Raw genomic sequence first — 21390 nt, 5'->3', positions numbered from 1 at the left:
TGGTTAATTCTGTGCTTATTTATTTATCAACATACTAATAATATCCTGATATATTTCCTGCAGACGTTGTGGATCGCTTTTTTGCGGTGTTAAGCGACGATAAACCGTACCTTCCACCATGGTAGCCAGCACTTCAACGCAACATCGAATGTGCTCATCGCTAAGATGGGGATGCATTCTTTTCATATGTGCACAACCGTTAGCGAACATTCTGGCATCAGCTTCCTCGAGCATTGCCATCACTCGCGAGTTGCGTGTTGCTTCTGCGGCCACTTCCAGCATCAACGCGTCGTCGTCTTCATTTAAGGATTTGCGCAAGGCAAGGACTTCCGGGAAGCGATCGGTACGCGCGTCAATGTCCATCTGGGCAATACGAAAGTCGATGATACGGCGAACCATCTCTTCAATAATGGCGTCTTTATTGGCGAAGTAACGGTAGATCTGCCCGACGCTAAGCTGAGCTTCGCTGGCAATTTGCGACATACTGGCGGCATGAAAACCGCAGCGACGAAAACACCGACGGGCGGCGTTGATGATTTCATCCTGACGCTGTTTATGACGTATCTCCAGCTTGCTAGTCATCTCTGTCTCCTGGCCTTTCACTTAGTGAGAATGATCGTTCTCATTTGACTTAATTATACGTTTCTCCAAAGTAATGGGAAGTATTTTTATCCTATTCATGATGCATTTTCTGATAATGAAGAGATTGTGGAGATTCTGTGAAGATGGTTGACAATATTAAGTTGGCGTCAGTTCATCAGAGAAAGACCGCGACTTGTTGTCGCCAGATTATTAATCACCGATGACACAACTGACGCCAGGGTTGATAAATCCGCGTCTGTTTTCATCATCAAACTTACCGGAAATAATACGAATAGTTTTAAAGCCAGACTCTATAAGATATTTCCACAACCTGCCCCTTGCGAGCGTCGCAAAATGCTCTGTACCACTGATTCTCCCCCGTACAGAAAGCGCAACTATAGCCACCCACAGCCTGGTTGATTATAATAACCGTTTATCTGTTCGTATTGTTTACTAAAACGACGAATCGCCTGATTTTCAGGCACAACAAGCATCAACAATAAGGATTAAAGCTATGGGTTTTCTTTCCGGTAAGCGCATTCTGGTAACCGGTGTTGCCAGCAAACTGTCCATCGCCTACGGTATCGCTCAGGCGATGCACCGCGAAGGAGCTGAACTGGCATTCACCTACCAGAACGACAAACTGAAAGGCCGCGTAGAAGAATTTGCCGCTCAATTAGGTTCTGACATCGTTCTGCAGTGCGATGTTGCCGAAGATGCCAGCATCGACACCATGTTCGCTGAACTGGGTAAAGTCTGGCCGAAGTTTGACGGCTTCGTACACTCTATTGGTTTTGCACCTGGCGATCAGCTGGATGGTGACTATGTTAACGCCGTTACCCGTGAAGGCTTCAAAATTGCCCACGACATCAGCTCTTACAGCTTTGTTGCAATGGCAAAAGCTTGCCGCTCCATGCTGAATCCAGGTTCTGCCCTGCTGACTCTTTCCTACCTGGGCGCCGAACGCGCTATCCCGAACTACAACGTTATGGGGCTGGCAAAAGCGTCTCTGGAAGCGAACGTACGCTATATGGCTAACGCAATGGGTCCGGAAGGTGTGCGTGTTAACGCCATCTCTGCTGGTCCTATTCGTACCCTGGCAGCTTCCGGCATCAAGGACTTCCGTAAAATGCTGGCACACTGCGAAGCCGTTACGCCGATTCGTCGTACCGTTACCATCGAAGATGTGGGTAACTCCGCAGCGTTCCTGTGCTCCGATCTCTCTGCCGGTATCTCCGGTGAAGTGGTCCACGTTGACGGCGGTTTCAGCATCGCTGCAATGAACGAACTGGAACTGAAATAATCGTTCTGTTGGTCAAGATGGGCGGCGCTCTGTCGCCCGTTTTCTCTGTTATACCTTTCTGATATTTGTTATCGCCGATCCGTCTTTCTCCCCTTCCCACCTTGCGTCAGGATAACGATTTCCGTTATGACCAAGGAGCGCCCATGGAACAACGCCACAGTTCAGGCAAAAGCCACTGGTATCACGAAATCCAATCCAGCACTTCAGAGCATAACGTTCTGCCACTTGTACCCGAAGCCGCAAAGGTCAACGACCCTTTTTTGCTCGACGTGATTCTTGAGGAACAAACGCTGGCCCCCTTTCAGTCATGGCTGGCCCCCGCACGTGCACTTGCTGGAGAGTTGTTCCCGGATCAGCTGTCAGTGACCCGCCTGCAGACATTCACCGCCTATGAGCGCCTGACGACCGCACTGACCGTTGCCCAGGTCTGCGGCGTTCAGCGGTTGTGTAACTACTATTCCGCGCGCCTGACACCACTTCCCGGCCCTGATTCCTCCAGAGAAAGCAACCATCGGCTGGCGCAAATCACACAATACGCCCGCCAACTGGCCTTCTCTCCATCTATTATCGACGGTCTGTCCCGTCAGCATCTTAATGATGTCGGCCTTACCGTCTGGGACGGTGTGTTCATTAACCAAATTATTGGCTTTGTCGGTTTTCAGGCACGAGTGATTGCCATATTGCAGGCTTATCTCGGACAACCAGTGCGTTGGCTACCTGGTCTGGAAATGCAAAACTACGCCGACGCATCACTGTTTTCGAATGAGTCAACTCGCTGGCGTACCTGTTACGCCGTAGAAAAATTATCTGAAGATGCGGTGAATAGTTCGACGGTTGAACTCTGCCAACTGACCGAAATACTCAATCTTCACCCGGTTCTACTTTCACGTCTTGAGGCGCTATTCGCCAGCACATTGGTTAGAGCAAAACCCAGTCATCAACTTGCGACGTTATTAACCGCGCGGATTAATGGCAGCTCCGCCTGCTTCGCTATCCAAACACATTCAACAACAGAATATAAAGAGGTCATCCCCATTCTACGTCTGGGCGAAAATGAAATTAATCGGTGGGCTGAGAGCCATTGTGTTGAGCGCGCCACCGTTCAGGCGATACAATGGTTAACCCGAGCACCCGATCGCTTTAGCGCCGCCCAGTTCAGCCCATTACTCGAACACGAAACATCATCAACGCAGGTTATTAATCTGTTGGTATGGAGCGGGCTTTGTGGCTGGATCAATCGCTTAAAAATCGCGTTGGGTGAAACATATTAACCTTGCTGCGTCAGGCAGAATCGCGTAAAACTGTCAGCCGCTCTAATGGCCACGAAAATAGACAATTATGTTTCAGGACAACCCGCTGCTAGCGCAGCTTAAACAGCAACTGCATTCCCAGACGCCCCGCGCTGAAGGGATGGTAAAAGCCACTGAAAAAGGCTTTGGCTTCCTGGAAGTCGATGCACAGAAAAGTTATTTTATTCCGCCGCCGCAAATGAAAAAAGTTATGCATGGCGACAGAATTATCGCAGTCATCCACAGCGAAAAAGATCGTGAATCCGCCGAACCAGAAGAACTGGTTGAACCTTTTCTAACCCGCTTCGTGGGTAAAGTTCAGGGCAAGAATGACCGTCTGGCCATTGTCCCTGATCATCCATTATTGAAAGATGCCATTCCTTGCCGCGCAGCCCGTGGCCTGACTCAAGAATTCAAAGAAGGCGACTGGGCAGTTGCCGAAATGCGCCGTCATCCATTGAAAGGCGATCGTTCTTTCTATGCAGAACTCACACAATACATCACTTTTGGTGACGATCACTTCGTACCGTGGTGGGTAACTCTGGCGCGTCATAACCTGGAAAAAGAAGCGCCGAACGGCGTTGCTACTGAAATGCTCGACGAAGGTCTGGTGCGCGAAGATCTGACTGCACTGGATTTTGTCACCATAGATAGCGCCAGCACGGAAGATATGGATGACGCCCTCTTCGCGAAGGCACTCCCGGATAACAAACTGCAACTGATCGTGGCGATTGCCGATCCAACTGCGTGGATTGCAGAAGGTAGCAAGCTGGACAAAGCGGCAAAAATTCGGGCATTCACCAACTATCTGCCAGGTTTCAACATCCCAATGCTGCCGCGTGAGCTTTCTGACGATCTCTGCTCACTGCGCGCCAATGAAGTTCGCCCGGTCCTGGCGTGTCGGATGACGCTCTCCGCAGACGGCACCATTGAAGACGATATCGAGTTCTTTGCCGCCACTATCGAGTCCAAAGCGAAACTGGTTTATGACCAGGTTTCTGACTGGCTGGAAAACACCGGCGACTGGCAGCCAGAAAGTGAGGCAATTGCCGAACAAATTCGCCTCTTAGCGCAAATTTGTCAGCGTCGCGGTGAGTGGCGCCATAACCATGCACTGGTGTTTAAAGATCGCCCGGATTACCGTTTTATTCTCGGTGAAAAAGGTGAAGTGCTGGATATCGTCGCCGAGCCTCGTCGTATTGCCAACCGTATCGTCGAAGAAGCGATGATTGCCGCTAACATCTGTGCTGCCCGCGTACTACGCGATAAGCTCGGTTTTGGCATCTATAACGTGCATATGGGCTTTGATCCGGCAAATGCTGAAACACTGGCAGCATTGCTAAAAACGCACGGTCTGCATGTTGACGCCGAAGAAGTGCTCACACTGGACGGCTTCTGCAAACTGCGCCGTGAGCTGGATGCGCAACCGACGGGTTTCCTCGACAGCCGTATTCGTCGTTTCCAGTCCTTTGCCGAAATCAGCACTGAGCCTGGCCCTCACTTTGGCCTCGGCCTGGAAGCGTATGCCACCTGGACCTCTCCAATCCGTAAATATGGCGACATGATCAACCATCGTCTGCTGAAAGCGATCATCAAAGGCGAAACAGCGACGCGTCCGCAGGATGAGATTACTGTCCAAATGGCAGAGCGTCGTCGTCTCAACCGAATGGCAGAACGTGATGTCGGCGACTGGTTATACGCCCGTTTCCTGAAAGACAAAGCCGGGACCGACACCCGTTTTGCGGCGGAAATCGTCGATATCAGCCGTGGCGGTATGCGTGTGCGTTTGGTTGATAATGGCGCTATCGCCTTTATTCCGGCACCATTCTTACACGCCGTGCGCGATGAACTGGTTTGCAGTCAGGAAAACGGCACCGTGCAAATTAAAGGTGAAACGGTTTACAAGGTAACTGATGTTATCGACGTCACCATCGCCGAAGTCCGCATGGAAACCCGCAGTATTATTGCGCGCCCGGTCGCGTAATCCCCTTTCACGGCCCGTTCATTATGGATGGGCCGTTTGCTTTCCCCTCTCCTTTCACATTCGTTTTATCTCAGCAGATATTTTTTAACGACTTCCGTTTGAAAACTGGCGTTTTCCCAAAACTGGATTACAAATAAATATATAAAAAAAACAATACGTTTAGCCGACACTAATTTCATGTAAGTCATGTTGGACCTTTCATTTAATGGCGTGCTTCGCCGTTAACCGTAGGGTATGCATCATGAAAACCGTTAGGGAGTCCACAACGTTGTACAACTTTCTCGGATCGCACAATCCATACTGGCGGTTGACGGAAAACAGCGATGTTTTGCGCTTTTCCACCACCGAAACCACAGAACCTGAACGTACGTTGCAGTTATCTGCCGAACAGGCTGCTCGCATCAGGGAAATGACTGTCATCACTTCCAGCCTGATGATGAGTCTGACCGTCAATGAGAGCGATCTTTCTGTGCATCTGGTTGGACGAAAAATCAATAAGCGCGAATGGGGGGGCAACGCATCTGCATGGCATGACACACTTGCAGTAGCCCGCGATTTATCGCATGGACTCTCTTTTGCTGAACAGGTAGTGTCTGAAGCTCATTCCGCGATAGTCATTCTTGACAGCCGGGGGAATATCCAACGTTTTAACCGATTATGTGAAGAATACACAGGTTTCAAAGAACACGATGTCATTGGGCAAAGCGTATTTAAGCTGTTTATGAGTCGTCGTGAAGCTGCAGCATCCAGCCGTAATAACCGTGGATTTTTCCGCAGTGGTAATTCTTATGAAATTGAGCTCTGGATACCAACGCGCAAAGGTCAACGGCTGTTTCTGTTCCGCAACAAATTTGTGCACAGCGGTAGCGGAAAAAATGAGATCTATTTAATCTGTTCCGGCACCGATATTACCGAAGAGCGTCGCGCCCAGGAACGACTTCGCATACTGGCAAATACCGACAGCATCACCGGACTGCCGAATCGTAACGCCATGCAGGAGTTAATCGATCATGCCATTGATCAGGCTGACGACTGTAAGGTTGGTGTTGTATATCTTGATTTAGACAATTTTAAAAAGGTAAACGACGCTTACGGACATTTATTTGGCGACCAGCTGTTACGTGAGGTGTCTCTGGCCATTTTAAGCTGCCTTGAACAGGATCAGGTGCTGGCACGTCCAGGCGGGGATGAGTTTCTGGTGCTGGCCCCCAATACATCACAAAGCGCACTGGAAGCGATGGCGTCGCGTATTTTAACCCGGCTTCGCCAACCCTTCCGCATTGGATTAATTGAAGTCTATACCGGCTGTTCAGTCGGTATTTCACTTTCGCCACAACATGGTATGGATAGCGCTGCCATTATTCGCCATGCAGATACCGCAATGTACACGGCAAAAGAAGGTGGACGCGGACAGTTCTGTGTTTTTTCGCCAGAAATGAACCAACGGGTTTTCGAATATCTTTGGCTTGATACCAACCTGCGTAAGGCGCTGGAAAACGATCAGTTAGTTATTCACTATCAACCGAAAATCACCTGGCGCGGTGAAGTACGAAGCCTGGAAGCGTTGGTGCGCTGGCAGTCGCCTGAACGTGGACTAATTCCCCCGTTAGACTTTATTTCCTATGCAGAAGAGTCCGGGCTAATTGTTCCATTAGGACGTTGGGTGATTATCGATGTGGTGCGTCAGGTGGCGAAATGGCGTGATAAAGGCATTAATCTGCGGGTAGCGGTGAACATCTCTGCTCGCCAGTTTGCCGATCAAACTCTTTTTACCGATCTGAAACAGGTTCTTCAAGAACTGAATTTTGAATATTGCCCTATTGATATCGAGTTAACTGAAAGCTGTCTGATAGAAAATGATGAACTCGCCCTCTCTGTTATTCAGCAATTTAGTCAGTTAGGCGCGCAAGTGCATTTGGATGATTTTGGTACTGGCTACTCTTCGCTTTCGCAACTGGCCCGTTTTCCCATCGATGCGATTAAACTTGACCAGGTTTTTGTCCGTAATATTCACAAACAACCTGTCTCGCAGTCATTGGTGCGAGCGATTGTCGCCGTCGCCCAGGCATTGAATCTGCAGGTCATCGCCGAAGGGGTGGAAAGCGCAAAAGAAGATGCCTTTTTGACCAAAAACGGTATCAATGAGAGACAAGGATTTTTGTTTGCCAAACCAATGCCTGCCGTGGCCTTCGAGCGCTGGTTTAAACGTTATCTAAAACGGTCATAAAGAGACGAATATAAACATTTAACGATACATAATCTCATTAATTATTGCATTCCCGAATGATAATTAGCCTTTGCCGTTATACGCTTCTCTTTTAGCGGCAATTTTTGCATTATCTATTTTCAACTTTTTGCCATAAGGATACCTTCATGTCTGAATTTGATGCCCAACACGTTGCCGAACGTATTGATATTGTGTTAGATATCCTTGTGGCGGGCGATTACCACTCTGCGATCCATAATCTTGAGATACTTAAAGCAGAACTCTTGCGCCAGGTTGCTGCATCTACGCCAGACATCCCGAAGGCACCGTGGGAGATTTAACAGTCGTGCTTTCAGGCTTTCCATTTAGCAGAAAAGGATGCCAGGCGCGTCAGCTTTTTTATTGAATATTATAACGTTATAAGAATTACAGCGATGAATTCCCGACAACAAACAATTCTACAGATGGTCATTGACCAGGGTCAGGTTAGCGTAACCGAACTGGCAAAAGCCACTGGTGTTTCTGAAGTTACTATTCGCCAGGATCTCAACACCCTCGAAAAACTGAGTTATCTGCGCCGTGCGCATGGTTTTGCGGTTTCGCTTGATAGCGATGACGTTGAAACCCGGATGATGAGCAATTATACGCTGAAGCGTGAACTTGCCGAATTTGCGGCCTCTCTGGTTCAGCCAGGTGAAACTATCTTTATTGAAAATGGCAGCAGCAATGCCCTTCTGGCTCGCACGTTAGGCGAACAGAAGAAAGATGTTACCATCATTACGGTTAGCAGCTACATTGCGCATTTGTTGAAAGACGCCCCCTGTGAAGTCATTCTACTTGGTGGTGTGTACCAGAAAAAAAGCGAAAGCATGGTTGGCCCTCTGACCCGTCAGTGTATCCAGCAGGTTCATTTCAGTAAGGCCTTTATTGGTATTGATGGCTGGCAACCTGAAACTGGATTTACTGGGCGCGACATGATGCGTACCGACGTAGTCAATGCTGTGCTGGAAAAAGAGTGCGAAGCAATAGTTCTGACGGACAGCTCAAAATTTGGTGCCGTGCATTCTTACTCCATCGGCCCTGTTGAGAAAATCAAACGCGTCATCACCGACTCGAAGATACCTGCCAGCCACCTGTTGCATCTTGAGCACAATAAACTGACGGTTCACGTCATCGACAATTAATTTTCCCTCCGCTATGGATGATTTGCCCTTTCGCAAATCATCCGCTCTAAGATGATTCCTGGCTGTTAATTAAGACTATTTACCTGTCCTTAAAACCTCAAAGTTGTAGAATTAACATTAGCGATATAACAGGAAGTGACTGTCACCTGCGTGATATAACCCTGCGCGAGAGGATTTCACGGAAAATAACTTTTTCAGGAAGCTTATTAACTATTATAGTTAAAGAGAGCTTACTTCCGTGAATCATAAATTCAGGAGAGAGTATTATGTTTGTAACGAGCAAAAAAATGACCGCGGCTGTTCTGGCGATTACGCTGGCTATGTCTCTGAGTGCCTGTTCTAACTGGTCTAAACGAGATCGTAATACCGCAATCGGTGCAGGTGCAGGTGCTATAGGTGGCGCAGTACTGACTGATGGCAGCACGCTGGGTACGTTAGGCGGAGCAGCCGTTGGTGGTATTATCGGTCACCAGGTCGGTAAATAATCGTAAATAAATGTCGATTAGCGACTCGCAATTATAATACGCTTAACTTTGTTCAGTATGAAATAACTGAATAATACACACAGTGAAATAAACGAAAGCCACGGAATGTTTCCGTGGCTTTTTTTGTTAACCGCCAGCAAGTTTTACCTTCATGCCTTTCGCTTCAAGCATTGATTTTAATAAATCACGCTTATCACCCTGGATTTCGATAATTCCCTCTTTTACTGACCCTCCGCAGCCGCATTTTTTCTTTAGTTCTGCCGCTAGCTTTATCAGTTCAGCTTCATCGAGATCAACACCAGTAATCAGGCAAACCCCCTTACCTTTACGGCCGCTGGTTTGACGTTGAATACGCACAACGCCGTCACCTTTAGGCCGTACAGGGGCTACTTTCGGTTCATCAATACGCCCAGTCTCCGTTGAATAGACCAGACGGCTGTTGGAATCACTCATTATGCACTCCGCTGTAACGAGGCGTTGATCGCTTTCAGCGTTTGCGCTGGATCCGCAGATTGCGTCACCGGGCGACCAATCACCATATAATCAACCCCAGCCGCCAGCGCCTGTTCTGGCGTCATAATGCGGCGCTGGTCGCCAGCATCACTCCCCTGCGGACGAATACCCGGCGTAACCAGTTTGAAGTCCTGACCAAACGCTTGTTTAAAACGAACGGCTTCCTGGGCAGAACACACCACGCCATCAAGACCACATTTTTGTGTCAGCGCCGCCAGACGTTCTGCATAATCCGCTGGTGACAGTGTCACGCCAAGATCAGCCAGATCGCTTGATTCCATGCTGGTCAGCACAGTTACCGCGATTAACAACGGCGCATCTTTGCCAAACGGAATCAGCGCCTCACGAGCTGCTGTCATCATACGCGCCCCGCCAGAAGCATGAACATTCACCATCCATACGCCTAAGTCAGCCGCTGCGGCCACGGCGTGTGCTGCTGTGTTGGGAATGTCGTGAAATTTCAGGTCAAGGAAGATATCAAAACCACGCTCTTGCAGTTCACGGACAAACTGTGGCCCAAACAGCGTAAACATCTCTTTGCCGACTTTCAGGCGACAATCGCGTGGGTCGATTTTGTCGACAAATGCCAGCGCGGCATCACGATTATTATAATCGAGGGCAACAACGACGGGAGAACTCGTAACAGCGCGGGAAGAAGATGAAGCAGTTAACGTCATGACCAGACCTTCTTGATGATGGGCACCGGAAGTGGCGCGAAAAGGTAAACGGCGAGCATTCTACCCGTGGAAATAAAAAATTAACAGTTGCGATTTCTCCCCTGTCAGGCTTTTCCATGCAGGAGTTACCGAAGCACATTTGTTGATAACAACTATCAGTATGTTGTAACTAAAGTTGATTTTTTTTAAAATTACAGACCATCCAGACCGCGAATTGGTTTAATGGTTGACCAGGCTCGACAGGACGGACAATGCCAGTAAAGGGTATAAGCGGTAAAACCACACTTCTGGCAGCGATAACGCGGCTTACTGCGTACCTTTTCACCAACCATATCACGCAGCACCATCAGGCTCTCTTTTGCACGCCCTTCTTCCGCTTCATTGAGATGGTAATCCATCAATTTGTGGAACACGCGCATGGTTGGGTGACGTTGCAACTGGCGCGTAATATAAATCTGAGCTGCGTCACTCCCATCACGCGATTCAATGATGTCAGCAAGCATCAGTTCAGCATCGGCACCGGTGTTCTCTTCTACTGCGCGCTGTAGGAATTCTGCCCATTCGGCTGTTTTACCCAGCTGCTGATAGCAGGTTTGCAGCATTTCCAGCGTTTCGCTGACCAGTTCTCTGTCCTGAGAAATAACGCGTTGCAGGCTTTCGACCGCTTTGCCGTACTCGCCTTTGGCCATAAACACACGCCCCATCATGATGGATACGCGCGCGCTGTTTTTGTCGGCCGCCGCCCCTTTTTTCAGCAAAGCCATGGCACGATCGAGATCGTCGCTGGCAATATATTGAAGAGCTAATTCACAATAGAAATGGGCTATTTCGACCCGCTGTTTATCTTTACCCAGTTTAACCAAACGTTCGGCAACATCGATCGCCTTTTGCCATTCACTGGTGGCCTGGTAGATTTGCAGGAGTTGTTGCAATGCGCCGACACGGAAATCAGTTTCATCAGTCAATTGATTAAACATATCTTCCGCACGATCGTACAACCCGGCAGCCATGTAATCACGACCCAGTTGCTGAATTGCTAACAGGCGCTGTTCATAGGTCAGCGAGGCGCTTTCCATTAAGGTTTGGTGGATGCGAATTGCGCGATCGACTTCGCCACGGGATCGGAACAAGTTTCCGAGCGTAAGGTGGGCTTCAACGGTCCCGGTGTCCTCTTTGAGCATATCGAGGAACAGATCTACCGCTTTATCCTGTTGATTACTAAGCAGAAAGTTCACCCCTGCCACGTAATCACGTGACAGGCGGTTGGCTTCATCTTGCTTGTTTTGTTGCGCACTTCTGCGGCCCATATACCAGCCATAGGCAGCGGCTACAGGCAAGAGCAGAAACAACAACTCCAGCATAGAAAGTTATTCCTTCGCCACTGACGCATGCGGCGCTACCGCCACATCAGTCGCGGATGAAAGCTGGTTTTCCAGTCGCTTTATTTTACGTTCAGCACGCGCCAGAGAAACACGAACTCGCAGCCAGAACAGTCCACAAATTAACCAACCGATAGCAAAACCCGCAGCAAACAATACGGCCAGCAAAGTAGAGATACGATACTCCCCTTGCGCTAACAGATAGTTAAACGTCACCTGTTGATCGTTCTGCGCACCTAATGTGACCGAAATCACGAAAATCGCCAACACCAATAAGAATATGAGTAAATATTTCACATTACTTCCCGTTATGTGGTTAGAGCGCATAAATTATGGTCAACTTATCGCAATAGCCCTTTAAAGTACCATTTTCACGTCGACTGCGAAATGGCAACTACGTGCATTGTTGGTGATTTAAGGGCGAAAATCAGAAAATCAACCAGCGTTAACTTTCTTCTTCTCGTTGCGCTATCTCACGATTTTCTTCCGGAGGTGGTGTCAATGGCCCACAAATTCGTTGCGCAAGCCAGGTTGCCACCGCCACCAGCGCCCACGAAATCAATGTAGCCACCACCAAATCACGCGGCCAATGCATCCCGAGCAGTAGGCGGCTTCCCATGACTCCCGTGGCCCAAACCAGCAAGAGTGCAATGGTGAATGTTCGCCGACGCGGCCACAGTAACCCAACGGCCAGCAGCGCCCAACTGGCAGCAAACATCGTGTGACCGGAAGGAAAGGCAAAACCCGTCTCTTTCTGCCAGTGAGAGCGTAAATAGTCCGGTATATTATTTTCTTCAGCCAACTGTTCTTTCACTAAGCTTCCGCGTTCCGCACGTTTTAAAGTGTAGAACTCCTCAACCGGAATATGATGTGTTTTTTCCAGCCATATCACAAAGGGGCGCGGCTCCTGAACTTTATCTTTTATCCAGGATTTCACTCCTTGTCCAATGAGGATCGCCGCAGCCAGAATGGTAAACAGCATAATTGCAGCTTTGAGGCGAAAACGCAGACACCAGAGAAACCAACAGAATAAAATCAGATGGGTAATGACGCCCCAGGGCTGAGTAACGGTTTCAGTGATCCAAAAGGCTGCTTTTAACAGCCAACTTTGATCTCCTGGTTGCCAACGCCAGCCAGAAATCCATACAGCTACCGGCATTACAAGTAATAGTGCAGCTCCCACTGCGGTACGTCTGGCAATCGAACGCATGGCCTCTCCTTTTTATAACTCCCACAATCATAACTGAAAATGCCTGCTCCAGTAAAAATTGACAGATTTGTGCCATTCAGTGAACGATTGGCGCGTCGTGATTAGGAGAACCCCTTCGCGTTATGGCAAAATAAGACAATACAGAACCAGCATTATCTGGAGAATTTCATGCAGCTTAAACGTGTGGCAGAAGCCAAACTGCCAACCCCATGGGGCGATTTCCTGATGGTGGGATTTGAAGAACTGGCAACCGGACACGATCATGTCGCGCTAGTCTATGGCGATATTTCCGGGCATACCCCGGTACTTGCGCGCGTCCATTCTGAGTGTCTGACCGGTGATGCCCTGTTCAGCTTGCGCTGCGATTGTGGCTTCCAGCTTGAAGCAGCACTGACGCACATTGCCGAAGAAGGCCGAGGTATTTTGCTGTACCACCGTCAGGAAGGACGTAACATCGGTTTGTTGAATAAAATCCGTGCTTATGCGTTACAGGATCAAGGTTACGACACCGTAGAGGCCAATCATCAGTTAGGCTTCGCCGCTGATGAACGTGATTTCACCCTCTGCGCCGATATGTTCAAACTCCTTGGTGTCAATGAAGTCCGCTTGTTAACCAACAACCCGAAAAAAGTCGAAATTCTGACCGAAGCGGGTATCAATATCGTTGAACGCGTGCCGCTGATTGTTGGACGTAACCCAAATAATGAACATTATCTCGATACAAAAGCCGAGAAAATGGGCCATTTGCTCAACAAATAATCCTCGTTTGTTGCAGGCTTAATATGCTTGCCGGACATTCCACATCCGGCAAGCAAAAGCAAATTATTTCAACATATTACGAATGACATAGTGCAAAATACCGTCGTTCTGGTAATAGGTTAATTCTGTTGCTGTATCGATACGACAACGGCACGGTACAACTTCCTGACTTCCATCAGCCCGCGTCAGCGTCACAGGAACCGTAGCGCCAGGTTGCAGATTTTGCAGATTGGCAATATCAATCTTTTCTTCCCCCGTCAGCCCTAACGATTTACGCGTCACACCTTGCGGGAACTCTAGCGGCAAAATCCCCATGCCTATTAAATTCGAACGGTGAATACGTTCAAACGATTCGGCAATCACCACGCGAATACCGAGCAGACGTGGGCCTTTTGCTGCCCAGTCACGACTCGAACCTGACCCATACTCTTTCCCGGCAATTACCGCCAGCGGTGTTTTCTCCTGCTGATAGCGCATCGCCGCGTCATAAATAGAGATTACATCATTGCCTGGTAGATGGCGCGTCATCCCCCCTTCGACATCAGGCACCATTTCGTTACGAATGCGAATATTGGCGAACGTGCCACGCATCATCACTTCATGGTTACCACGCCGCGAACCGTAGGAGTTAAAGTCTTTCCGCTCAACACCACGACCTTGTAGATATCGACCCGCCGGGCTATCAGGCTTAATGCTACCCGCCGGAGAGATATGGTCAGTGGTAACCGAATCACCCAGCATTGCCAGAATTCGCGCGCCGTGAATATCTTCCACTGGTGCAGGTGTTGCCTGCATTTCGTCAAAGAAAGGCGATAAGCGAATGTAGGTCGAATCATCCTGCCATCCGTAGGTATCTGATCGTACTACGTTAATCTCTTTCCACTCCGCAGTCCCTTCGAAAACCTCCGCGTACTCCTTACGGAACATTTCAGTGGAGACTTGTTCTACCGCACGGGCAATTTCTTGTGCCGATGGCCAGATATCTTTCAGATATACCGGATCGCCTTTACGATCGTGGCCCAAAGGTTCAGAAGCCAGGTTGATATTCATATTGCCTGCCAGTGCATAGGCAACCACCAGCGGCGGCGAAGCCAACCAGTTGGTTTTAACCAGTGGATGAATACGTCCTTCAAAGTTACGGTTGCCAGACAGTACCGCGCCAACGGTTAAATCACCTTTTTTAATCGCGGTTTCGATAGGGTCTGGCAACGGACCAGAGTTACCAATACAGGTAGTACAACCATAGCCCACAAGGTTAAAGCCAAGTTCATCAAGATACGGCGTCAGTTTGGCTTTTGCCAGATAGTCAGAAACCACTTTCGAGCCAGGCGCGAGAGACGCTTTGACCCACGGTTGTCGTTTCAGCCCCAGGGTTACGGCTTTTTTCGCCAGTAATCCAGCCGCCATCAGCACGCTGGGGTTAGAGGTGTTGGTGCACGACGTTATCGCGGCAATAACCACTGCACCATCAGGCAACTGATACTGATTCCCGTTCATAACATAATCGACCGGATGGCGATCTTTATGTGTGGCGTTTATTTCCAGTTCGTTACTGGCGGCAAAGGCTTTTGGCACATCTGGCAGCGCAACACGATCTTGTGGACGCTTTGGACCGGCAAGACTAGCGACTACGTCGTTCATATCCAATTCAAGCGTACTGGTAAATACCGGTTCATCACCTGCGTTCCGCCACATCCCCTGCGCTTTAGCATATTTCTCAACCAGTTCAACCTGGTCTTCACTACGGCCGCTTAACCGCATGTAATCGAGAGTGACAGCATCGATTGGGAAGAACCCGCAGGTTGCACCATATTCCGGCGACATATTGGCAATGGTCGCTCGGTCTGCCAGTGGCAGTGAATCCAGACCATCACCGTAAAATTCGACGAATTTACCCACGACGCCATGTTTACGTAGCATTTGAGTAACGGTCAGCACCAGGTCGGTGGCGGTAATGCCTTCACGGAGTTTGCCGGTGAGTTTAAAGCCCACCACATCAGGAATAAGCATGGAAACTGGCTGACCTAACATCGCCGCTTCTGCTTCGATCCCACCAACGCCCCAGCCCAGCACACCAAGACCGTTAATCATTGTCGTGTGCGAGTCGGTGCCGACGAGCGTATCCGGATAAGCAATCCACTCCCCCTCCTGCAATTCACTCCACACCGCTTTGCCGAGATATTCAAGGTTCACCTGGTGGCAAATCCCGGTGCCTGGCGGCACGACGCTAAAACGCCCGAACGCCTGCTGTCCCCATTTCAGAAACACATAACGCTCGTGGTTGCGCTCCATTTCCAGGCGTACGTTTTCCTCAAATGCCTCATCATCACCAAAGCGATCGACGGTCACCGAGTGGTCAATCACCAGATCGACCGGTGAGAGCGGATTCACCTTCGCGGTATCGCCACCGAGACGTTTGACTGCTTCCCGCATCGCCGCAAGATCAACAACAGCAGGAACGCCAGTAAAATCCTGCATCAGCACTCTGGCTGGACGGTAGGCAATTTCGCGATCGGCATGGGCGTTTTTTAGCCATCCCGCCAGCGCATGAATATCTTCTTCGGTGACCGAATTGCCATCCTGCCAACGCAGCAGGTTTTCGAGCAGAACTTTGAGTGACTTAGGCAGACGGGTGATATCGCCCAGTGATTTGGCAGCAAGCGGCAGGCTGTAGTAGTGGTAAGTTTTATCTTTGGTCTGCAACGTGTCCTTACTGGCTTCTCGTAGGGTTGACGACATAGCTCCTCCTTAATGACAGGGTTGCGATGCCCTGATTCTCTTCAGGGTGAATATTAAAGATAACACAAACATCGAGTAACGATTTGATAACAACCCAAATTGATAAAAGAGGAGAAACCTTGTGGCAACGCAAAAGAAAACCCCGCCACAGCGGGGGCGGAGATCAGTGAGTAACGAGCCAGAGAAGTTCGGCCCAGAAGAGCATCGACAGAGAAAATACGCCCATCCAGGACCAGTATTTCATATTTGTAGTGACCATTGTTATTACTTTGTGTTGAGATAACTCAACTTGTTATTGCTGTGGTGTATTAAAAGCCGTTTAATTCATTAATATATTGAGTAACAAGAATGATGATAATTATTGTTTTTGCTGATCATCTTCAGCAAACATCTCTATAAAGGCTTGCTGTTGCGGTGTTAGTTTCCAGCTATGGGGTATAACGACAGAACAGTCCCGTTTCGTTTCCGTTGCATTGTCATTGTCATTGTGCTGACATAATGATGACGGCTCCTGATGTTGCTCCTGAACGACCATAGTTATCCCCACACTTTCCAAACCAGCAGTGCGACAACCACCCAAAAGAGCGCTGAACCAAGAAATACCGCAAGCCAGGCTTTGCGTTTTAATTCGGGGTCCCGGCGGGGGGCCTGATTTCCAGAAGGCATTGCTAACCTCATATAATCGCCATCACTTATCAGCAAGATGCCAAACGATTGGTATAATTAATCAAATGATAGGACAAATCCTAATGAAACTTTAGTTAAAAATCCAGCGAATTTACGAATCGTTTCCAGTGAATAATTCAATCTTTTGACCTGAAATAGATATTTGAAGAGTGGAATTTGCAACGCGGATAAATAGACACTACTTTAAGCTCGATTTACCATAAAAATCTTGTGGGTATGTATATTGTGAGCGGCGAACAAATAAAAAGGAATAGAGAATATATTCCGGCACCTTTGTCACATAAAAAGATGCCGGAAATAACGTGGATAATTATTTTTCTGGCAATTTGATATCTTTGAACATAACTTCAATTTCTTCATTGGAACGCAGTGCAACGGCGGCATCAACGACGTCTCGCGTTAAATGCGGCGCAAAACGCTGAATGAAATCATACATATAGCTTCGTAAAAAAGTACTGCGACGAAAACCAATTTTGGTTGTGCTGTGGCTGAAGATATCATGTGCATCGACACGCACCAGATCGGGATCTGAAACCGGATCGACTGCCATGCTGGCAATTACCCCTACTCCCAGCCCAAGACGGACGTAGGTTTTAATGACATCAGCGTCAGTTGCAGTGAAGACAATACGCGGCGTCAGTCCTGCACGGTTAAAGGCTGTGTCCAGTTCGGAACGGCCGGTAAAGCCGAAGGTATACGTTACTAGCGGATACTGCGCCAGTTCTTCAATTGTGATTTCCTTTTTGCCCGCCAGAGGATGATCCGGGGTTACCACAATAGCCCGGTTCCAGTGGTAGCAAGGCAACATCACTAAATCTTCATATAAATGCAGGGCTTCCGTGGCGATTGCGAAATCGGCATTACCTTTAGAGACTGCGTCAGCAATTTGTGTCGGCGACCCCTGATGCATATGCAAAGAAACGCGAGGATAACGCTCGATAAAGCCTTTAATGACATTTGGCAGCGCATAACGTGCCTGTGTGTGGGTAGTGGCAATATACAGCGAACCTTTATCAGGCCAGGTGTGCTCACCGGCAACCGATTTAATAGCGTCGACCTTTGACAACACTTCACGAGCAATACGAATAATTTCCTGCCCTGCGGGTGTTACCTGCGTCAGGTGCTTACCGCTACGGGAAAAAATTTGAATGCCCAGTTCATCTTCCAACATTCTGACTTGCTTACTGATCCCGGGTTGTGATGTGTAAAGTCCTTCAGCCGTTGAGGAGACATTCAGGTTATGATTGACTACCTCAACAATATAGCGAAGTTGTTGTAATTTCATGTTAAACCATCCAATTAGACGCCATCAGAACATCGTTTTATCGTCACACCTGGCGGGTGACTAATACGATTTAATAATAAAAAAAGTGATAACTATAACCACTATATCATTTATAGCTTTAGTGTATAGGTGTGTAGAAAAAATAATATGCAATGAAAAAGGGCCGCTTTCGCGACCCTTTGTTTATAAAAACCTGACAGAATTAAAGGTTATTTTTTCCCTTCGACCCATTTGCCATCAACATAAAATGCTGACCAGCCAGTTGCCTTTCCGTCTTTTTCCGAAGAGACATATTGCTGTTTGGTTTTACGGCTAAAGCGAACCATTGTCTTATTACCGTCTGGATCCTGCTGCGGCGCATCCGCCAGATAACGTAGTTTTTCCGGCAGACGGTCGCGGAAGCGATAAAGCTCTTCCACCAGCGGCGCACGCGTTTCTCGAGATTTCGGGAAGGTGTTGGCTGCAAGGAACACGCCTGCAGCGCCGTCACGCAGCACGAAATAAGCATCCGATTTTTCGCACGCTAATTCTGGCAGCGGTACCGGATCTTCTTTCGGTGGTGCCACTTCGCCGTTACGTAAAATCTTACGCGTGTTTTTACACTCTTCGTTGGTGCAGGCCATGTATTTACCGAAACGCCCCATTTTCAGGTGCATTTCAGAGCCACATTTTTCACACTCAACGATCGGGCCGTCATAACCTTTAATACGGAATTCGCCCTCTTCGATCTCGTAACCATCGCAGGTTGGGTTATTACCACAAACATGCAACTTCCGTTTCGGATCGATGAGATAGCTGTCCATCGCCGTGCCGCATTTCGGGCAACGACGTTTTGCGCGCAGGGCGTTAGTTTCAGCGTCTTCGCCTTCCAGTACGTTCAGTACTTCGTTTTCCGGCACCAGGTTAATGGTGGTTTTGCAACGCTCTTTCGGCGGCAGCGCATAGCCTGAACAGCCAAGGAATACCCCGGTGCTGGCGGTGCGAATACCCATTTTGCGGCCACAGGTCGGGCAGTCAATGCTGGTCAGAACCATCTGGTTCGGACGCATACCGCCCTCTTCCGGATCTTTTTCCGCTTTATCAAGTTGCTGGGTGAAATCCGAGAAGAAGTGATCCAGCACGGCTTTCCATTCTGCTTCGTGATTTGCCACCTGGTCGAGGCTGTTTTCCATCTGCGCGGTGAAGTCGTAATTCATTAATTCGCGGAAATTTTCTTCCAGGCGATCGGTGACGATTTCACCCATTTTTTCTGCATAGAATCGACGGTTTTCCACTCGCACATAGCCGCGGTCCTGGATGGTCGAAATAATCGACGCATAGGTAGACGGACGACCGATCCCGCGTTTTTCCAGCTCTTTAACCAGCGAAGCTTCGCTGAAACGGGCTGGCGGCTTGGTAAAGTGCTGTGCCGGAGTCAGTTCAACAAGCGTCAGAGCATCGCCTTTATCGACTGCCGGTAAAATACGATCTTCATCGCCTTTACGCAGCGCAGGCATCACTTTCGTCCAGCCATCAAAACGCAGAATACGTCCGCGTGCTTTCAGGCGGAAATCGCCTGCACCAACGGTCAGCGTGGTGGAATCATATTTCGCCGGGGTCATCTGACAGGCAACGAACTGACGCCAGATTAACTGGTAAAGTTTCTGTGCGTCCGCTTCCATATCCTTCAGCGATTCCGCCATCACATTGACGTCAGAAGGACGAATCGCTTCGTGCGCTTCCTGTGAGTTTTCTTTGCTGGCGTACTGATTCGGGCTTTCCGGCAGATATTTATTACCAAAATTATCGCTGATATAACTGCGAACCATATTTACCGCGTCCTGACTCAGGTTAGTGGAGTCGGTACGCATGTAAGTGATATAGCCTGCTTCATACAGACGCTGCGCCATCATCATGGTTTTTTTCACGCCAAAACCAAGACGGGTGCTGGCAGCCTGTTGCAGCGTGGAGGTAATAAAAGGAGCGCCAGGCTTACTGGTTGTCGGTTTGTCTTCACGTTCAAGCACGCTATAGCGCGCTTTTTCCAGCAGACTTACCGCAGCCTGAGTTTGTTCTTTATTGACCGGACGGAACGGTTTGTCATTCTGATGGGTTACCTGCAAAGCCAATGCTTCGCCGGATGGCGTGGTCGTGCTGGCATCAACTTCCCAGAACTCTTCCGGTACGAACGCTTTAATTTCACGCTCACGTTCGACCACCAGGCGGACCGCCACTGATTGCACACGCCCTGCAGACAGACCGCGAGCAATTTTTTTCCACAGCAGCGGAGAAACCATATAACCCACCACGCGGTCCATAAAGCGACGCGCCTGCTGGGCATTAACACGATCGATATTCAGCTCACCTGGCTTGTTAAATGCCTGACGAATCGCGTTTTTAGTAATTTCGTTAAATACCACTCGGCTATAGCGTGCATCATCACCACCAATCACTTCCCGCAGGTGCCATGCAATGGCTTCCCCTTCGCGGTCAAGGTCGGTTGCGAGATAGATGTGGTCGGCTTTTTCAGCCAGTTGTTTCAGTTCAGAGACGACCTTCTCTTTACCTGGCAACACTTCATAGTGCGCCTCCCAATTGTGCCACGGGTCAACCCCCATACGGTTGACGAGAGCGCCACGTTCATCCTTTTTAGGCTTTTTAGCCGTCTTGGTGGAGGTAGAGTCGGCACTCTTTTTGGCAGTTGAGCCACTGGTCGGCAAATCGCGGATATGACCGACGCTGGATTTCACCACGTAGTCACTACCCAGATACTTGTTGATCGTTTTGGCTTTTGCCGGGGACTCAACGATGACAAGAGCTTTACCCATATTCACCTTACCTAATTTGATTCTTCCAGGAATGCGTCGCACATTGATAAACCTTCCACTGGCAACGAGTTACCGATATGGACTCGCTCTCTGCGGATATCAACCCCTTGTCGTGACTCTGTTCACGAAAATTCAGGTGACTGAGTTAACAGGTCTTGGCCTACAGGCGCTATAGCACGACGTAATTTTGGTCGAATGTCAAGCAAATCTATTGCCAGATTGACGAAAGCGTCACACTGTACCTGATAAAATCCGTTACGCAACTTTATTAGCATGCAAAATCCAAAGTTGCCAGTAAGGC

The 21390-nt window shown here is 48.9% G+C and carries 22 protein-coding genes; 8 read left to right on the top strand and 14 right to left on the bottom strand.

Annotated features, from left to right (window positions below):
- Positions 1-15: 15 nt before the first annotated feature.
- Positions 16-582, bottom strand: a complete 567-nt coding sequence (locus H9644_RS09075; RefSeq protein ID WP_064527248.1) for a TetR/AcrR family transcriptional regulator — start codon at positions 580-582, stop codon at positions 16-18.
- Between the two features lie 514 nt (positions 583-1096).
- On the opposite strand from H9644_RS09075, the gene fabI reads away from it, so the two are divergent.
- The 3 genes from fabI to H9644_RS09060 all read left to right on the top strand — a co-directional run bounded on the left by fabI (position 1097) and on the right by H9644_RS09060 (position 5158).
- On the top strand, positions 1097-1885 hold the full coding sequence (fabI, locus tag H9644_RS09070; protein WP_000506490.1) for an enoyl-ACP reductase FabI: 789 nt from the start codon (positions 1097-1099) through the stop codon (positions 1883-1885).
- 143 nt (positions 1886-2028) lie between these two features.
- A complete protein-coding gene (locus tag H9644_RS09065; RefSeq protein WP_191774233.1) occupies positions 2029-3156 on the top strand; it encodes a carboxymuconolactone decarboxylase family protein in 1128 nt (375 codons plus the stop codon).
- A 67-nt stretch (positions 3157-3223) separates the two neighbouring features.
- Positions 3224-5158, top strand: a complete 1935-nt coding sequence (locus tag H9644_RS09060; RefSeq protein ID WP_191774232.1) for an exoribonuclease II — start codon at positions 3224-3226, stop codon at positions 5156-5158.
- 65 nt (positions 5159-5223) lie between these two features.
- On the opposite strand, the gene H9644_RS09055 is transcribed toward H9644_RS09060, so the two are convergent.
- Positions 5224-5346, bottom strand: coding sequence for a hypothetical protein (locus H9644_RS09055; RefSeq protein WP_064527242.1), 123 nt, complete (start codon positions 5344-5346; stop codon positions 5224-5226).
- A gap of 53 nt (positions 5347-5399) precedes the next feature.
- On the opposite strand from H9644_RS09055, the gene pdeR reads away from it, so the two are divergent.
- A complete protein-coding gene (gene pdeR / locus H9644_RS09050) occupies positions 5400-7385 on the top strand; it encodes a cyclic di-GMP phosphodiesterase (protein WP_064527238.1) in 1986 nt (661 codons plus the stop codon).
- A 41-nt stretch (positions 7386-7426) separates the two neighbouring features.
- Here the strand turns inward: pdeR and H9644_RS22055 are convergent, their stop codons facing one another.
- Complete coding sequence (locus tag H9644_RS22055; RefSeq protein WP_446719066.1) at positions 7427-7495, bottom strand: hypothetical protein; 69 nt, start codon at positions 7493-7495, stop codon at positions 7427-7429.
- 36 nt (positions 7496-7531) lie between these two features.
- On the opposite strand from H9644_RS22055, the gene H9644_RS09045 reads away from it, so the two are divergent.
- The 3 genes from H9644_RS09045 to osmB all read left to right on the top strand — a co-directional run bounded on the left by H9644_RS09045 (position 7532) and on the right by osmB (position 9033).
- Complete coding sequence (locus H9644_RS09045; RefSeq protein WP_064527236.1) at positions 7532-7705, top strand: YciZ family protein; 174 nt, start codon at positions 7532-7534, stop codon at positions 7703-7705.
- Positions 7706-7798: 93 nt separating this feature from the next.
- A complete protein-coding gene (yciT, locus tag H9644_RS09040; protein ID WP_064527235.1) occupies positions 7799-8548 on the top strand; it encodes a DNA-binding transcriptional regulator YciT in 750 nt (249 codons plus the stop codon).
- Positions 8549-8814: 266 nt separating this feature from the next.
- Positions 8815-9033 carry an osmotically-inducible lipoprotein OsmB gene (gene osmB, locus H9644_RS09035; RefSeq protein ID WP_045443469.1) on the top strand — a complete coding sequence of 73 codons (219 nt, stop codon included), beginning with the start codon at positions 8815-8817 and terminating at the stop codon, positions 9031-9033.
- A gap of 126 nt (positions 9034-9159) precedes the next feature.
- On the opposite strand, the gene yciH is transcribed toward osmB, so the two are convergent.
- From yciH to pgpB, 5 genes are all read right to left on the bottom strand, one after another.
- The gene (yciH, locus tag H9644_RS09030; protein ID WP_064527234.1) at positions 9160-9486 is read right to left on the bottom strand and encodes a stress response translation initiation inhibitor YciH; all 327 of its coding nucleotides are present in this window, start codon (positions 9484-9486) and stop codon (positions 9160-9162) included.
- Positions 9486-10223 carry an orotidine-5'-phosphate decarboxylase gene (gene pyrF, locus H9644_RS09025; protein WP_064527232.1) on the bottom strand — a complete coding sequence of 246 codons (738 nt, stop codon included), beginning with the start codon at positions 10221-10223 and terminating at the stop codon, positions 9486-9488. Before pyrF ends, yciH begins: the two co-directional genes overlap by 1 nt.
- Positions 10224-10414: 191 nt before the next feature.
- A complete protein-coding gene (gene lapB, locus H9644_RS09020; protein ID WP_064527230.1) occupies positions 10415-11584 on the bottom strand; it encodes a lipopolysaccharide assembly protein LapB in 1170 nt (389 codons plus the stop codon).
- 6 nt (positions 11585-11590) lie between these two features.
- Positions 11591-11899 (bottom strand): lipopolysaccharide assembly protein LapA, encoded by a 309-nt coding sequence (gene lapA / locus H9644_RS09015; RefSeq protein WP_064527228.1) that lies wholly within the window; start codon positions 11897-11899, stop codon positions 11591-11593.
- Between the two features lie 148 nt (positions 11900-12047).
- A complete protein-coding gene (gene pgpB / locus H9644_RS09010) occupies positions 12048-12812 on the bottom strand; it encodes a phosphatidylglycerophosphatase B (protein WP_191774230.1) in 765 nt (254 codons plus the stop codon).
- Positions 12813-12980: 168 nt separating this feature from the next.
- Between pgpB and ribA the strand changes: the two genes are divergently transcribed.
- Positions 12981-13571 (top strand): GTP cyclohydrolase II, encoded by a 591-nt coding sequence (gene ribA / locus H9644_RS09005; RefSeq protein ID WP_064527224.1) that lies wholly within the window; start codon positions 12981-12983, stop codon positions 13569-13571.
- A gap of 63 nt (positions 13572-13634) precedes the next feature.
- Here the strand turns inward: ribA and acnA are convergent, their stop codons facing one another.
- The 6 genes from acnA to topA all read right to left on the bottom strand — a co-directional run bounded on the left by acnA (position 13635) and on the right by topA (position 21089).
- Positions 13635-16310 carry an aconitate hydratase AcnA gene (gene acnA, locus H9644_RS09000; protein WP_191774227.1) on the bottom strand — a complete coding sequence of 892 codons (2676 nt, stop codon included), beginning with the start codon at positions 16308-16310 and terminating at the stop codon, positions 13635-13637.
- A gap of 163 nt (positions 16311-16473) precedes the next feature.
- A complete protein-coding gene (ymiC, locus tag H9644_RS08995) occupies positions 16474-16569 on the bottom strand; it encodes a small membrane protein YmiC (RefSeq protein WP_123057969.1) in 96 nt (31 codons plus the stop codon).
- 99 nt (positions 16570-16668) lie between these two features.
- Positions 16669-16845 (bottom strand): hypothetical protein, encoded by a 177-nt coding sequence (locus H9644_RS08990; RefSeq protein ID WP_191774225.1) that lies wholly within the window; start codon positions 16843-16845, stop codon positions 16669-16671.
- Positions 16846-16847: 2 nt separating this feature from the next.
- A complete protein-coding gene (locus H9644_RS08985) occupies positions 16848-16988 on the bottom strand; it encodes a YmiA family putative membrane protein (RefSeq protein WP_222928542.1) in 141 nt (46 codons plus the stop codon).
- 319 nt (positions 16989-17307) lie between these two features.
- On the bottom strand, positions 17308-18282 hold the full coding sequence (cysB, locus tag H9644_RS08980; RefSeq protein ID WP_064527218.1) for an HTH-type transcriptional regulator CysB: 975 nt from the start codon (positions 18280-18282) through the stop codon (positions 17308-17310).
- Between the two features lie 209 nt (positions 18283-18491).
- Entirely contained in the window at positions 18492-21089 is a 2598-nt protein-coding gene (gene topA, locus H9644_RS08975) for a type I DNA topoisomerase (RefSeq protein ID WP_064527215.1), read from the bottom strand.
- Positions 21090-21390: the final 301 nt, after the last annotated feature.

This window comes from Escherichia whittamii, assembly GCF_014836715.1.
GTDB lineage: Bacteria > Pseudomonadota > Gammaproteobacteria > Enterobacterales > Enterobacteriaceae > Escherichia > Escherichia whittamii.
Note: the sequence above shows the minus strand (reverse complement) of the source record. Positions and strands in the feature narration are given on the sequence as shown.